This is a genomic window from Agromyces mediolanus (assembly GCF_044917495.1).
In the GTDB taxonomy this organism is placed as follows: Bacteria; Actinomycetota; Actinomycetes; order Actinomycetales; family Microbacteriaceae; genus Agromyces; species Agromyces mediolanus_B.
Genome location: NZ_JAVSSI010000003.1, coordinates 166,797 through 181,346 on the forward strand (window position 1 = coordinate 166,797; position 14,550 = coordinate 181,346).

Annotated in this window: 13 protein-coding genes and 1 tRNA gene; 10 read left to right on the plus strand and 4 right to left on the minus strand. The window is 71.5% G+C overall.

The window, feature by feature from the left end:
• Positions 1 to 4: 4 nt before the first annotated feature.
• The 4 genes from ROT00_RS06090 to ROT00_RS06105 form a co-directional block, all read right to left on the minus strand.
• On the minus strand, positions 5 to 568 hold the full coding sequence (locus ROT00_RS06090; protein WP_404773181.1) for a PadR family transcriptional regulator: 564 nt from the start codon (positions 566 to 568) through the stop codon (positions 5 to 7).
• 71 nt (positions 569 to 639) lie between these two features.
• Positions 640 to 804 (minus strand): hypothetical protein, encoded by a 165-nt coding sequence (locus tag ROT00_RS06095; protein WP_404773183.1) that lies wholly within the window; start codon positions 802 to 804, stop codon positions 640 to 642.
• The gene (locus tag ROT00_RS06100; RefSeq protein ID WP_404773185.1) at positions 801 to 1,466 is read right to left on the minus strand and encodes a DsbA family oxidoreductase; all 666 of its coding nucleotides are present in this window, start codon (positions 1,464 to 1,466) and stop codon (positions 801 to 803) included. Before ROT00_RS06100 ends, ROT00_RS06095 begins: the two co-directional genes overlap by 4 nt.
• Before the next feature lie 51 nt (positions 1,467 to 1,517).
• Positions 1,518 to 2,000, minus strand: a complete 483-nt coding sequence (locus ROT00_RS06105; protein WP_404773187.1) for an aminoacyl-tRNA deacylase — start codon at positions 1,998 to 2,000, stop codon at positions 1,518 to 1,520.
• 91 nt (positions 2,001 to 2,091) lie between these two features.
• Here ROT00_RS06105 and dusB point away from each other — a divergent pair, with 91 nt between their 5' ends.
• From dusB to ROT00_RS06155, 10 genes are all read left to right on the plus strand, one after another.
• A complete protein-coding gene (gene dusB / locus ROT00_RS06110; RefSeq protein ID WP_404773188.1) occupies positions 2,092 to 3,261 on the plus strand; it encodes a tRNA dihydrouridine synthase DusB in 1,170 nt (389 codons plus the stop codon).
• Positions 3,262 to 3,263: 2 nt separating this feature from the next.
• The gene (locus ROT00_RS06115) at positions 3,264 to 4,553 is read left to right on the plus strand and encodes a deoxyguanosinetriphosphate triphosphohydrolase (RefSeq protein ID WP_404773190.1); all 1,290 of its coding nucleotides are present in this window, start codon (positions 3,264 to 3,266) and stop codon (positions 4,551 to 4,553) included.
• Positions 4,554 to 4,626: 73 nt separating this feature from the next.
• Positions 4,627 to 6,516, plus strand: a complete 1,890-nt coding sequence (gene dnaG, locus ROT00_RS06120; protein ID WP_404773191.1) for a DNA primase — start codon at positions 4,627 to 4,629, stop codon at positions 6,514 to 6,516.
• A gap of 201 nt (positions 6,517 to 6,717) precedes the next feature.
• Positions 6,718 to 8,352 (plus strand): ABC transporter substrate-binding protein, encoded by a 1,635-nt coding sequence (locus ROT00_RS06125; protein ID WP_404773192.1) that lies wholly within the window; start codon positions 6,718 to 6,720, stop codon positions 8,350 to 8,352.
• A 96-nt stretch (positions 8,353 to 8,448) separates the two neighbouring features.
• A complete protein-coding gene (locus ROT00_RS06130; RefSeq protein WP_404773194.1) occupies positions 8,449 to 9,540 on the plus strand; it encodes an ABC transporter permease in 1,092 nt (363 codons plus the stop codon).
• 1 nt (position 9,541) lies between these two features.
• Complete coding sequence (locus ROT00_RS06135; protein ID WP_404773195.1) at positions 9,542 to 10,621, plus strand: ABC transporter permease; 1,080 nt, start codon at positions 9,542 to 9,544, stop codon at positions 10,619 to 10,621.
• Entirely contained in the window at positions 10,618 to 12,306 is a 1,689-nt protein-coding gene (locus ROT00_RS06140; protein WP_404773196.1) for an ABC transporter ATP-binding protein, read from the plus strand. The genes ROT00_RS06135 and ROT00_RS06140 overlap by 4 nt, the downstream gene beginning before the upstream one ends.
• A 2-nt stretch (positions 12,307 to 12,308) precedes the next feature.
• Entirely contained in the window at positions 12,309 to 13,163 is an 855-nt protein-coding gene (locus ROT00_RS06145; protein WP_404773500.1) for an ATP-binding cassette domain-containing protein, read from the plus strand.
• A gap of 10 nt (positions 13,164 to 13,173) precedes the next feature.
• The gene (locus ROT00_RS06150) at positions 13,174 to 14,205 is read left to right on the plus strand and encodes an NAD(P)-dependent oxidoreductase (protein WP_404773198.1); all 1,032 of its coding nucleotides are present in this window, start codon (positions 13,174 to 13,176) and stop codon (positions 14,203 to 14,205) included.
• Between the two features lie 69 nt (positions 14,206 to 14,274).
• A tRNA-Asn gene (locus tag ROT00_RS06155) sits at positions 14,275 to 14,347 on the plus strand.
• Positions 14,348 to 14,550 lie beyond the last annotated feature (203 nt).

A 14,550-nucleotide genomic window follows, 5' to 3' on the forward strand; every position in this document is an offset into this window, starting at 1 on the left:
CCGCTCAGCCCTGGGCGAGGATCGAGTAGAGCCGCCGGCGCGTGTCGTCGAGTTCGCGGACGGCCTCCGCCACCTGCTCGGGCGTGCCCGTGCGGCCGAGCTGCGCGGCCGCCGAGGCGAGCTCGATGCCGGCCTTCGAGAGCGCGGCGTGCGGCGCCGCGCTGCGCGAGCCCGTCTCCCAGGGCGCGGGGCGGTCGGCACCGGCCTCCGCCTCGGCGCGACCGGCCTCGGTCAGGGAGTAGGTCTTGCGACCGCGGAGCTCCTCGGCGGAGATCAGGCCCTCGTCGGCGAGGAGCTGCAGCGTGGGGTAGACCGAGCCCGCGCTCGGCTTCCACGCACCGCCGCTGCGCTCCTCGATCTCGCGGATGATCTGGTAGCCGTGCATCGGCTCCTCGGCGAGGAGCGCGAGCACCGCCTGCCGCACGTCGCCGCGCGCCATCCGGCTCGAGCCCGCGCGCGGGTCGATCGAGGAGCGCAGCTGCGACATCGCCTCCCAGAGCACCTGGCCGGGGCCGTCGCCGCCGAAAGCCGTTCCGCCGAATCCGCCGCTCGGGCGCTGTCCGTTCATGATGACCTCCTGGCCTGCGATCGAACGATACTCAACGATATATCGTTCAGTGGCCGGAGGGAAGGGTGGCCCTACTCCGCCGGGGTCGTGCCCGGGACGAAGCAGACATCGCCCTCGCAGACCATCGCGCCGGGCGCGCCGGGCAGCATCGTGAAGGGCGATGCGGATGCCTCGGCCGGCGCCGTGCCGGCCGGGGCATCCGTCGTCGCGTCGCTCGCGAGCTCCGGGCTCGTCACGCGACCGCTCCGTCGCGCTCGCCCGCGACCTGGGTGAGCACCTGCCCGAAGACCTCAGCGGGCTGGGCGCCCGAGACGCCGTACTTGCCGTCGATGACGAAGAAGGGCACGCCGTTGATGCCGTAGGCCCCGGCCTGCGCGATGTCGGCCTGGACGGCGGCGGCGAAGCGCCCGGACTCGAGCGCCTCGCGGGCGGCGTCGGCGTCGAGGCCGGCGTCCGCGGCGAGCGCGACGAGCTCGTCGATGCGGCCGACGTGGCGGCCCTCGGTGAAGTAGGCCCGGAAGAGGCGCTCGGCCAGTTCGAGCTGGCGGCCCTCGGACTTCGCGAAGTGCAGCAGCTCGTGCGCCTTCAGCGTCTTCGTGTGCTGGAGGGCGTCGAAGTCGTAGTCGAGGCCCGCGTTCGCGGCCACGCCGGTCACGTGCTGCAGCATCTGCTGGACGCGCTCGGCCGGCATCCCCTTGTGCTTCGCGAGGAAGTCGATCTCGCTGCCCTCGAAGTCGACGGGCGTGTCGGGGGCGAGTTCGAAGGAGTGGTACTCGACCTCGATCTCGGGGGCGTCCTCGCCCAGGGCGGCGACGCCCGCCTCGAAGTGGCGCTTGCCGATGTAGCACCAGGGGCAGGCGATGTCGGACCAGATGTCGATCTTGATAGGAGAGCTCACATCGATGCGAACGCACGGACCTCGCGCGGCATTCCCACCCGCCGGACCGGGCTACTCGGGGTCGCTGAGGTCGGCGACCGTCGCGCCGTACGCGGCGATGAGCGCGTCGGCGTCGACGAAGAGGCTGCGACCGTGCTCACCCGCGCCCATCGAGACCCGGCGTCCGGCGATCGTCTCGTCGGCGTACACGGGCCACGCGGTCGTGGAGCCGAGCGGCGTGATGGTGCCGCGCTCGTAGCCGGTCGCCGCGAGGGCGAGCGAGGCGTCGGGCAGCTGCAGCTTGTTGACGCCGACGAGGGCGCGGAGCTTCGGCCAGCTGATCTTGCGGCCGCCGGGCACGAGGGCGAAGAGGTAGCTGCCGTCGCTGCGCTTCACGACGAGCGACTTCACGATGTCGCCGGGGGAGATGCCGAGGAGCTCGGCCGCCTCCTCGAGGCTCCGGGCGGCGGGACGTTCGATCACCTCGATCTCGAGTCCGCGGGCCGCGGCGTCGGCCCGGACCCGCTCGACACCGGTTCGGGGTGCGTCCGTCATCTCGTCCTCCACAACGCTCGATCCGGTTCGAATCCTACGCGCCGTGCGGGAACGGGCGGCCTGCGAGCCCTGATCTGGAAGAATCGAAGGGATGTCAACGATCCCCACCACCGCCAAGCCGCTCACGATCGGCGCCCTCGAGCTCGACGTGCCCGTCGTGCTCGCGCCGATGGCGGGCATCACGAACACGGCGTTCCGCCGGCTCTGCCGCGAGTTCGGCGCCGGCCTCTACGTCTCCGAGATGATCACGAGCCGCGCGCTCGTCGAGCGCACGCCCGAGTCGATGCGGCTCATCACCCACCACGAGTCCGAGACGCCGCGCTCGATCCAGCTCTACGGCGTCGACCCGAAGACCGTGTCCGAGGCGGTCACGATGCTCGTGGCCGAAGACCGCGCCGACCACATCGACCTGAACTTCGGCTGCCCGGTGCCGAAGGTCACGCGCAAGGGCGGCGGCGCCGCGCTGCCGTGGAAGAACGGGCTGTTCCGCGACATCGTCGAGGGCGCGGTGCGAGCCGCGGGCGACATCCCGCTCACGGTGAAGATGCGCAAGGGCATCGACGCCGACCACCTGACCTACCTCGAGGCGGGGCGCATCGCCGAGGGCGCTGGCGTCGCCTCGATCGCGCTGCACGCGCGCACGGCGGCGGAGTTCTACTCCGGCCACGCCGACTGGTCGGCGATCGCGAAGCTGAAGGAGACGGTGACCTCGGTGCCCGTGCTCGGCAACGGCGACATCTGGTCGGCCGACGACGCGCTCCGCATGGTCGCCGAGACGGGCTGCGACGGCGTCGTGGTCGGGCGCGGATGCCTCGGTCGGCCGTGGCTGTTCGGGGATCTCGCCGCAGGGTTCCGCGGAGAGCTCGCCGACGGCAGCGCGGGCCTGTACCAGCCGAGCCTCGGGCAGGTCGCGCAGACGTTCCGGCGGCACGCGGAGCTCCTGGCCGAGTTCTTCGACAGCGAGGAGCGCGGCTGCCGCGACATCCGCAAGCACGTGGCCTGGTACTTCAAGGGCTACCCGGTCGGCGGCGAGCTCCGCGCCCGACTCGCGACCGTCGAGTCCCTGCAGATGCTCGACGACCTGCTCGGCACGCTCGACTGGTCGATGCCGTACCCGGGCGAGGGGGCGGAGGGCCCGCGCGGTCGCGCCGGCACGCCGAAGAACCCGGCCCTGCCCGACGGCTGGCTCGACTCGCAGGAGCTCGCCGGGCACGACCGCGTGACGCTCGTCGACGCCGAGCTCGACACGAGCGGCGGCTGAGCGTGACGATCCCGGCCTTCGGCGACCGCCTCTTCGGCGGCGCGGAGCTGTTCGGCGGGTACGGCGAGGCCGATGCGGAGCGCCAGCTGCCCGAGGAGCACTCCTCGCGCCGCAGCGACTTCGCCCGTGACCGCGCGCGGCTCCTGCACTCGAGCGCCCTGCGCCGGCTCGCGGCGAAGACGCAGGTGCTGAGCCCCACGGCCGGCCTCGACTTCGCACGGAACCGCCTGACGCACTCGCTCGAGGTCGCGCAGATCGGCCGCGAGCTCGCGGCGAACCTCGCGCTCGACCCCGACGTCGTCGACACCGCCTGCCTCGCGCACGACCTCGGGCATCCGCCGTTCGGGCACAACGGCGAGAAGGCCCTGAACGCCTGGTCGGCCGACATCGGCGGCTTCGAGGGCAACGCGCAGACGCTCCGCATCCTGACCCGCCTCGAGCCCAAGGTGTTCGACGCCGACGGGCGCAGCTTCGGGCTGAACCTCACCCGCGCGAGCCTCGACGCGAGCTGCAAGTACCCGTGGCCCGAGGAGCAGGGTGTGGCCGATCCCTCCGGGCGGCAGAAGTTCGGCTTCTACCACGACGACGTGGCCGTGTTCGAGTGGCTCCGCGCGGGCGCACCGGAGCGCCGGCTCTGCATCGAGGCGCAGGTCATGGACCTCTCCGACGACATCGCCTACTCGGTGCACGACTTCGAGGACGCCGTCGTCAACGGCTACCTCGACGTCGCGGCCCTCAGCAGCCGGGTCGACCACGACGAGCTCGTCGCCTCGATGTACGAGTGGATCGGCGGGCAGCACTCGCACGACGAGCTGATGGCCGCGTTCGACCGGCTCGACTCGCTCGACGCCTGGCTCGACGAGTGGAGCGGCAGCCGGCTCGACCAGGCCCGGCTGAAGAACCTCACGAGCCAGCTGATCGGCCGCTTCGCCCATGCCGCGACCGAGGCGACCCGCGCGGCCTTCCCCGTGGCGAGCCTCATCCGCTTCGACGGCGACGTCGTGGTGCCGCGCGAGATCCAGGCCGAGATCGCCGTGCTGAAGGGCATCGTCGCCGCGTTCGTGATGTCGCGCAACACCCGTCAGCCGATCTACCGGCAGCAGCGCGAGGTGCTGACCTCGCTCGCCGAGGTGCTCCTCGAGACGGGGGAGCGGCACCTCGATCCCGGCCTCGCGGAAGACTGGCGGGCCGCGCCCGACGATGCCGCGCGCAAGCGGGTCGTCGTCGATCAGGTCCAGAGCCTCACCGATCAGTCGGCCCTCGCCTGGCACGAGCGGCTCGTCCAGCGCTGAAGCGCGGCGACGACGCGGTGACGACGCGGTGGCATCGGGCCCCGGAGGGTCCGGCGGAGCATAGGATGTGAGCATGGCGGGCCGAATTCGACAGAGCGATGTCGAAGAGGTGAAATCCCGCACGAACATCGCCGACATCATCGGCGAGTACGTGAGTCTGAAGTCCGCCGGCGTCGGCTCGATGAAGGGCCTCTGCCCCTTCCACGACGAGCGCAGTCCGAGCTTCAACGTCCGGCCGGGCGTCGGCTTCTACCACTGCTTCGGCTGCGGCGAATCGGGCGACGTGTACAGCTTCCTGCAGAAGATGGACCACGTCTCGTTCACGGAGGCGGTCGAGCGGCTCGCGGGGCGCATCGGCTACGAGCTGCACTACGAGGACGGCGGCCAGGCGAGCGACCACGGCAACCGGGCCCGGCTCCTCGCCGCGAACCAGGCGGCGGCGGAGTTCTTCGCCGAGCAGCTGCTGCAGCCGATCGCCGAGGTGGGCCGGCGCTTCCTCGGCGAGCGCGGCTTCGACGCCGAGGCGGCGAAGCGCTTCGGCGTGGGCTTCGCGCCGAAGAGCTGGGACGCGCTGACGAAGCACCTCCGCGGGCGCGGCTTCTCGACCGAGGAGCTCGCCGCGGCCGGGCTCGTCTCGCAGGGCGACCGCGGCGTCTACGACCGCTTCCGCGGGCGGCTCGTCTGGCCGATCCGCGATGTGACCGGTCAGACGGTGGGCTTCGGCGCCCGGCGCCTCCTCGAGGACGACAACGGGCCGAAGTACCTGAACACCCCGGAGACGGCGGTCTACCACAAGGCGCAGGTGCTCTACGGGCTCGATCTCGCCAAGCGCGACATCTCCCGCTCGCAGCGCGTCGTGGTCGTCGAGGGCTACACCGACGTCATGGCCTGCCACCTGGCGGGCGTCACGACCGCGATCGCGACGTGCGGCACCGCGTTCGGCGTCGACCACATCAAGGTGCTGCGCCGCGTGCTCGGCGACGATTCCGGGGTGGGCGAGGTCGTGTTCACCTTCGACGGCGACGAGGCGGGGCAGAAGGCGGCCATGCGCGCCTTCGCGGAGGAGCAGCGCTTCGCCGCGCAGACTTTCGTCGCGGTCGCCCCCGACGGGCTCGACCCCTGCGATCTGCGGCTCGCCCGTGGCGATCATGCCGTGCGCACCCTCGTCGACACGAAGGTGCCGATGTTCGAGTTCGTGCTGCGCCAGATCGTCGGGCGCTACGACCTCGACACCGTCGAGGGCCGGGTGTCCGCGCTCCGGCAGGCGGCCCCCGTCGTCGCGGAGATCCGCGACCCCGCGCTCCGTCCCGGCTACTCGCGCGAGCTCGCGCGCATGCTCGGCATGGACCTCGGCGAGGTGGGTCGGGCCGTGCGCGCGGCGACGAGCCGCAGCCGCTCGGGGGAGCGGGAGCGCGGGCCGGGCGAGCGTCGCCCCTCGGGCGCGCCGGGCGGCGAGCAGCGCGGCGAGCAGGCGGATGCCCCGGTGCGCCCGTTCTCGATCACGGACCTCCCGAACGACCCCTCGACCAGGCTGGAGCGCGAGGTGCTGCAGGCGATGCTGCAGTACCCGGCATCCGCCGATCCGGCGCTCCTCGGGCACGCCGTCGAGGCCCGCTTCGAGAACCCCTCGCTCGCGGTCGTCCGCGACGGCATCGCGGCGGTCCTCGCCGGGGGAGTCGAGGCGATCTCCGTCGATCGCGTCATCGCGCAGGTGCCGGCCCCCTTCGCGGGGATCGTGCAGCAGTTGGCGGTGCTCCCCGTGCCGCAGCGGAACGAGGCGGCGATCGCCGGCTGGGTGCGCGGCGTGCTCTCCTCCCTCGTCGACCGGGAGCTGCTGCGGCAGAAGGTCGAGCTCATGGGGCGGCTCACCCGGCTCGCGGGCGAGGACCGGGCGAGCTACGAGATGCTCCAGCGCGCGATCGTCGAGATCGACCGCGAACGCGTGGCACTCCGCGCGGAGTGAGCCGGGCCATCCGTCCATCCGTGCAAACACGCGCATCCCTTGCGCGCTTGGTTGCAGATCGGTAAACATTCCTCCGCCTGCGCACCCGGCCGTGCATGTTTCCATTCCCACTGTGCTAGGTGTTGGGGATATCGAATCGCGGGCGTGCGCCGGACCAGGCGCGAGCCCGCGATGAACTCTGACAGGAAGAGGGACCCGGATATGACATCCGCATCCACCACCGCGCGTCGCGGCATCGTCGCCGTCGCCGGCCTCTCGATCGCGGCGCTCGCCCTCGCGGGCTGCTCCGCCGGCGGCTCGAACGGATCGGGCGGCGGCGGTGACTCGATCACCATCGGCACGACCGACAAGATCACGACGCTCGACCCGGCCGGCTCGTACGACAACGGCTCCTTCGCCGTCATGAACCAGGTGTTCCCGTTCCTCATGAACACCCCGTACGGCAGCCCCGACGTGGAGCCCGACATCGCGGAGTCCGCGGAGTTCACCGCGCCGACCGAGTACACCGTGAAGCTCAAGCCGGGCCTCAAGTGGGCGAACGGCAACGACCTCACCTCCTCGGACGTGAAGTTCTCGTTCGACCGGCAGCTGAAGATCGCCGACGAGAACGGCCCGTCGTCGCTGCTCTACAACCTCGACTCGGTCGAGGCGGTCGACGACACCACCGTCGTCTTCCACCTGAAGAGCGAGAACGACCAGATCTTCCCGCAGATCCTCTCGAGCCCGGTGGGTCCGATCGTCGACGAGGACGTCTTCTCGGCCGACGCGCTGACCACCGACGACGAGATCGTCAAGGGCGAGGCCTTCGCGGGCCAGTACGTCATCACGAGCTACAAGATGAACGAGCTGATCTCGTACGCGGCGAACCCCGACTACGAGGGCATCCTCGGCGCGCCGAAGACCGACAAGGTCAACGTCAAGTACTACGCCGACTCGTCGAACCTGAAGCTCGACGTGCAGGAGGGCAACATCGACGTCGCGTTCCGGAGCCTCTCCGCGACCGACATCGACGACCTCAAGAAGAACGACAAGGTGAAGGTCGTCGACGGCCCCGGCGGCGAGATCCGCTACATCGTTTTCAACTTCAACACCCAGCCGTACGGTGCGACGACGCCTGAGGCCGACCCGGCCAAGGCGCTCGCCGTCCGCCAGGCGGTCGCGGACCTCATCGACCGCGACGAGATCGCCACGCAGGTCTACAAGGGCACCTACACCCCGCTGTACTCCTACGTCCCGGCGGGCCTCACCGGCCAGGTCGACGCGCTGAAGCCGCTCTACGGCGATGGCAACGGCGGCCCCGACGCCGATAAGGCGAAGGCGAGCCTCGAGGCTGCCGGCGTGACCGTGCCGGTCGAGCTGAACCTGCAGTACTCGAACGACCACTACGGCCCGTCGTCGGGTGACGAGTACGCGCTCATCAAGGACCAGCTCGAGGCATCCGGCCTCTTCAAGGTGAACCTGCAGACCACCGAGTGGGTGCAGTACTCGAAGGACCGCAGCTCGGACGTGTACCCGGCCTACCAGCTCGGCTGGTTCCCGGACTACTCGGACGCGGACAACTACCTCACGCCGTTCTTCCTGATCGAGAACTTCCTGGCGAACCACTACAACAACCAGGAGGTCAACGACCTCATCCTGCAGCAGGCGGTCACGGCCGACCCGGCCGAGCGCACCGCGCTCATCGAGCAGATCCAGGAGAAGGTGGCGGCCGACCTGTCGACCGTGCCGTACCTCCAGGGCGCGCAGGTCGCGGTCGTCGGAGCCGACGTGACGGGCGCCGAGGACACCCTCGACGCGTCGTTCAAGTTCCGCTACGCCGCGCTGGCCAAGGGTTGATCCCCGACAGCCGGTAAGGTTTCCGAAGAACCGAACGGGCGGCCCGCCTCTTTCGAGGGCGGGCCGCCTTTCGTTCCGTCCCGACGATAGGCGAACATGAGCTCAACGACGACCGCGCCGCCGAACACCCAGGGCGGCGCCCCCCGGCGCCAGGAGAGATCCTCCGGCGGCAGCAGCCTCGGCAGGTACATCGCGATGCGCGCCCTGCTGATCATCCCGACCGTATTCATCCTCGTGACGGTGGTCTTCATCGTCATGCGGGCGACCGGCGACCCGATCACCGCGAAGCTCGGCGACAAGCTGCCGCCCGCGCAGCTCGCCGAGGCGATCCACAACGCCGGCTACGACCGGCCGTGGTTCGTGCAGTACGTGGAGTACCTCGGTCAGATCTTCACCGGCAACTTCGGCACCACGGGCGACAACCGGCCCGTCGTCGAGATCCTGGTGACGTACGGCACGGCGACCCTCGAGCTCGCGGTCTACGCGCTGCTCGTGGCGTTCATCGTCGGCATCCCGCTCGGCATGGTCGCCGCCTACGTGCGCGACCGCTGGGGCGACGCGGTGCTGCGGGTCTTCGCGATCCTTTGCTACGCCACCCCGGTCTTCTTCGCCGGCATGCTGCTGAAGCTCGTCTTCTCGGTGTGGCTCGGCGTGCTCCCCGTCGCGGGGCGGGCGTCGACCGGCTCGGAGCTTGAGATGCAGTTCCTGCCGTTCAGCACCGGCATCTACACGATCGACGCGTTCCTCACGGGCGATCCGGCCGTCATCGGCGACGTGCTCCGGCACGCCGTGCTCCCGGCGATCGCGCTCGGCCTCCTGACCGCCGGCGTCTTCCTGCGCCTCGTGCGCACGAACGTGATCGGCACGCTCTCGACCGACTACGTCGACGCGGCCCGCTCGCGCGGCGTCGCCGAGCGCCGACTCGTCACGAAGCACGCCTACCGTCCGGCGCTCATTCCCATCGTCACCGTCATCGGCCTGCAGATCGCGCTGCTCCTCGGCGGCGCGGTGCTGACCGAGACGACCTTCGAGTGGAAGGGGCTCGGCTTCATGCTCGCCGAGTTCCTGAAGGCCCGCGACTTCGCCGCCGTGCAGGGCATCGTCGCCATGCTCGCGGTCATCGTCGCGCTCACCAACTTCGTCGTCGACATCATCGCGGCGCTCATCGACCCGAGGGTGAGGTACTGAGATGACCGCCACCACCGCCACGCCCGTCGCCGCGCCGAAGCGGCGCCTCCGCGACCGGCTCCCCGTCGTGCACCAGCTGCGCCAGAGCGTCGGCCTCCAGCGCGGCATGCTCGTCGCCGGCCTCGTGATCACGGGCATCTTCGTGCTCACGGCGATCTTCGCGCCGCTCCTCGCGCCGTACGGCTTCGCCCAGCTGCGCGGCGCCGACGGCGCGTTCGGCAGCCAGCAGGCCCCCTCGGCGGAGCACCCGTTCGGCACCACCGTCGGCGGCTACGACGTGCTGTCCCGGGTGATCTGGGGCGCGCAGACCGCGCTCCTCGTGATCATCGTCGCTGTCATCGCCTCGATCATCGCGGGCGTGCTCCTCGGACTCGTCTCCGGATACTTCGGCGGCTGGTTCGACCGGGTGCTCGTCGTCGTCTGCGACGCGATCTACGCGTTCCCCTCGCTGCTGCTCGCGATCGCGCTGTCGATCATGATCTCCGGTGGTCAGTCGAGCCTCTGGGGCGGCATCCTCGCCGCGGCGCTCTCCATCACCGTGGTGTTCATCCCGCAGTACTTCCGGGTGATCCGCGCGGAGACCGTGCGGATCAAGGCGGAGGCCTACGTGGAGTCGGCGAAGGTACTCGGCGCCTCGAACGGCCGGATCATGTTCCGCCACGTGCTGCGCAACGCCACCCGCACCCTGCCGCTCATCTTCACGCTGAACTCCTCCGAGGCGATCCTGACCCTCGCGGGCCTCGGCTTCCTCGGCTTCGGCATCGAGCCGACGGCGGCCGCGGAGTGGGGCTACGACCTCAACAAGGCGCTCTCCGACGTCACGAGCGGCATCTGGTGGACCTCGCTCTACCCGGGTCTCGCCATCGTGCTCGCGGTGCTCGGCATCACGCTCGTCGGCGAGAGCCTGAACGACCTGGCCGACCCGCGGCTGCGCGGCCGGCGCCGGGTCGCTCAGGCCGCCGGCGAGGTGGCGGAGACCTCCGTCGTCCCCGGCGGCACCCTCTCGGCCGGACCCGGAGGCCTCGGCGGCCTCGAGAACGGCGAAACGTTCGACGAACACGGAATCGAGGTCAAGCGATGAGCGCGGTCGTCGAGATCAAGCACCTGGGCGTGTCCTTCGCCACCGACGCCGGAGCGGTGAAGGCCGTCGACGACGTGTCGCTGGAGGTCGCGCGCGGCGAGGTGCTCGCCATCGTCGGCGAGTCCGGCAGCGGCAAGACCGTCACCGCGAAGACGATCCTCGGGCTCCTGCCCGAGACGGCCACCACGAGCGGCGCGGTCCTGCTCTCGAACCGGGAGGGCACGCGCGAGCGCGACGTCATCTCGCTCGGGAAGCAGCAGCTGCGGGAGATCCGCGGCACCGACGTGGCGATGGTCTTCCAGGAGCCCTCCACGGCGCTGAATCCGGTGTACACCGTGGGCTGGCAGATCATGGAGGGCCTTCGGGCGCACGGCGGCGTCTCGAAGAAGGAGGCGCGGGCGAAGGCGATCGAGATGCTCGGCCGCGTCGGCATCCCCGACCCTGAGACCCGCGTCGACCACTTCCCGCACCAGTTCTCGGGCGGGCAGAAGCAGCGCATCGTGATCGCGATGGCGCTCGTGCTCGACCCGGGGCTCATCGTCGCCGACGAGCCCACGACGGCGCTCGACGTGACGGTGCAGGCCGAGATCCTCGACCTGCTGCGTCGTTGCCGCGACGAGTTCGGCACGGCGATCGTGCTCATCACCCACAACATGGGCGTCGTCGCCGATCTCGCCGACCGGGTCGCCGTGATGTACCAGGGCGAGCTCGTCGAGCAGGCGGGCGTGCGGGAACTGTTCGCCGCGCCGAAGGCCGACTACACGAAGGCGCTGCTCGCCGCGGTCCCGCACGTCGGGCACGGCACGGCGAGCGCCGCCGAGCGCGTCGCGGCCCGCGCGGAGGGCTGGGCGGGCGCGACGCCCGTCGTCGAGGCGCGCGGGCTCGAGATCGTCTACCCGGGCCGGTTCGGCCGTCCGGGCTTCCGCGCGGTCGACGGGGTGGATCTCGTCATCCGCCCGGGGGAGGTGCTCGGCCTCGTCGGCGAATCGGGCTCGGGCAAGACCACCATCGGCCGCGCCATCGCGGGCCTCACGAAGGTGACCGGCGGCTCCCTGCAGGTGCTCGGTCACGAGATGAACGGCATCCGCGAGCGGGAGTTCCGCCCGAGCCGCAGCCGGATCGGCTTCGTCTTCCAGGACCCGGCGTCGAGCTTCAACCCGCTGCTCACCATCGCCGAGTGCGTCGCCGAGCCGCTCGTCATCCACGGGCGGGCAGCGGATGCCGCCGACGCCCGCGCCCGGGTCGACGAGCTGCTCGAGGCGGTGCAGCTGCCGCGCGCGTACGGCGATCGGTACCCGCACGAGCTCTCCGGCGGGCAGCGTCAGCGGGCGAGCCTCGCCCGCTCGCTCGCGCTCGAGCCGGAGCTGCTGATCGCCGACGAGCCGACGAGCGCCCTCGACGTGTCCGTGCAGGCGCGGGTGCTCGAGCTGTTCCGCGAGCTGCAGCGGGAGTTCGGCTTCGCCTCGCTGTTCATCAGCCACGACCTCGCCGTCGTCGACCTGCTCGCCGATCGCATCGCCGTGCTCTACCACGGCGAGCTCGTCGAGGAGGGGACCGGTGCCGAGGTGCTCGGCGCGCCGAGCGACCCGTACACGAAGCGCCTGCTGGCCTCCCTGCCCGTCCCCGACCCGGTGGAGCAGGCGGCGCGCCGCGCCGAGCTCCGTCGCCTCCGGGAGGCCGGGTGAGCATGCGCAACGCGGCCCACACGAAGCCCGTCGTTCTGAGCGATCTGTCGGTCGAGTACCCGGCGAAGGGCCCGAGCCCCGCGCACGTGGCCCTGCACGGGCTCTCGCTGCAGCTCGCGCCGGGGGAGGTGCTGGGCCTGCTCGGCAGCGCCGGGAGCGGCAAGTCGACGCTCGCGCGGGTGCTGTCGGGGTCGTTCCTCGACCCGCGCGCCGGTGACGGGCAGCCGGTGATCACCGGTGGCGACGCCACGGTGCTCGGGCACGGTCTGCGCAAGCTCCCGCGGCGCAAGCAGGGCGCGTTCTCGCTGCACGTCGGGTATCTGGCGCAGGGCGCCGCGGACGCGCTGCCCGCCGACCGCTCGGTGCGCGAGATCGTCGCCGAGCCGATCCTGGAGCGCGACCACCACTACAACGCCCGGGCGCTCGCGACGCGGGTCGCGACGATGGTCGACGCGGTCCGGCTGCCGCTCGGCTTCCTCGACAAGTACCCGTACGAGCTCTCCGCCGGGCAGCGCCAGCGCGTCGCCCTCGCGCAGGCGCTCGTCCTCGACCCGCGCCTGCTGATCGCCGACGAGCCGACGGCGGGCATCGATCTCACGGTGCGCGACTCGGTGGCGCAGCTCGTGAACGAGCTCCGGCAGAGCCGCACGTTCTCGGCGATCGTGATCACGCACGATCTGCCGGTGCTCCGGCGCATCGCCGATCGGATCGCGGTGCTCGACCACGGGGCGCTCGTCGCGCTCGGCACGATCGACGAGGTGCTCTCGGACCCGCGCCATCCGTACGTGAAGGCGCTCGCGGGCGCCCTCGACGGCGGCCACGCGGTCATCGAGGACCTCGACTCGCCGCTCGCATGACGGGCCTCGCATGAGCGGGCACGACGGGGGAGCGCGGCACCGCTCGGTCCGGGGCGCCGCCGATGCGGCGCCGCTCGACGCCACGAGCGGGCCCGACGCGGCTGCGGCGCGTCCCGTGCCCGGCCCGATCGCGGTGCTCCCGGATGCCTCGGCGGAACTCGTGGCGGCCGTCGAGTCGGCCGGGGGCGTGCTCGCACCGCTCGGCGACGAGACGCGTGGGATCGTCTGGACCGCGAACGACGGCGCCGCCGAACTCGCGGCCGTGCTCCGGGAGCGGCGCGGGATCGGCTGGGTGCAGCTGCCGTGGGCCGGCGTGGACGCCTTCGCGGGCCTCCTCGGCGAGGCGCGCGGCGACGGCCGCACGTGGACGAGCGGCAAGGGCGCGTACGCGCAGCCGGTCGCGGAGCACGCGCTCGCGCTCGCCCTCGCGCTCCTGCGCGAGCTGCCTCGGCGCGCCGCGGCGACCACGTGGCAACCCGACGAACGCGGCCGGAGCCTCTACGGCGCGGAAGTGGTCGTCCTCGGTGCGGGCGGCGTCGCAGTCGAGCTGCTGCGGCTCCTCGAACCGTTCCGCGTGCGCGCGACGGTCGTGCGCCGTCGTCCAGGGGCGGTTCCGGGGGCCGAGCGGACCGTGACGGTCGATCGGCTGGCCGAGGCGGTGTCGGGCGCCGAGCTCCTGTTCGTCGCGGCGGCGCTCACGGAGGACACCCGCGGGATCGTGGATGCCGGAGTGCTCGCCGCGCTCGCGCCCGGAGCGATCGTCGTGAACGTCGGGCGCGGCGCGGTCATCGAGACGGAGGCGCTCGTCGCCGCCCTCGAGGACGGCCGGCTCGGCGGCGCCGGGCTCGACGTCACCGATCCGGAGCCGCTGCCCGCGGGGCATCCGCTGTGGGCGATCGAGCACTGCCTCGTCACCCCGCACGTCGCCGATACGGAGGAGATGACTGCGCCGCTCTACGCGGAGCGGGTCGCCGAGAACGTGCGCGCCTTCCTCGGCGACGGACGGTTCGTCGGGCGGATCGACCTCGAGCACGGCTACTGAGTGGCGAGCTTCGCTCGGATTGGGAGAGTGGGCGGGGTTTTGCTAGAGTAGTCGTCGCTGAACAAGCGATCCTCCATAGCTCAATTGGCAGAGCAATCGGCTGTTAACCGATAGGTTCTTGGTTCGAGTCCAAGTGGGGGAGCACCTGCGGCCCGGTCTCTTCGGAGGCCGGGCCGTTTTTCTTCGCCCGGGTGCCGAAGGCCGCCTTCCGCCGTGCACGGGCGCCCGGCGGGCGTGAGCGCCTGCGCGGACGAGTGGCATTCGCCCGTGTCGGCGGCGGGCTGAAAGGACTACGCTGCGGAGCGGGTGGCGGGGTGGCCGACACCGCCCCGCAGGGCCGTTCAC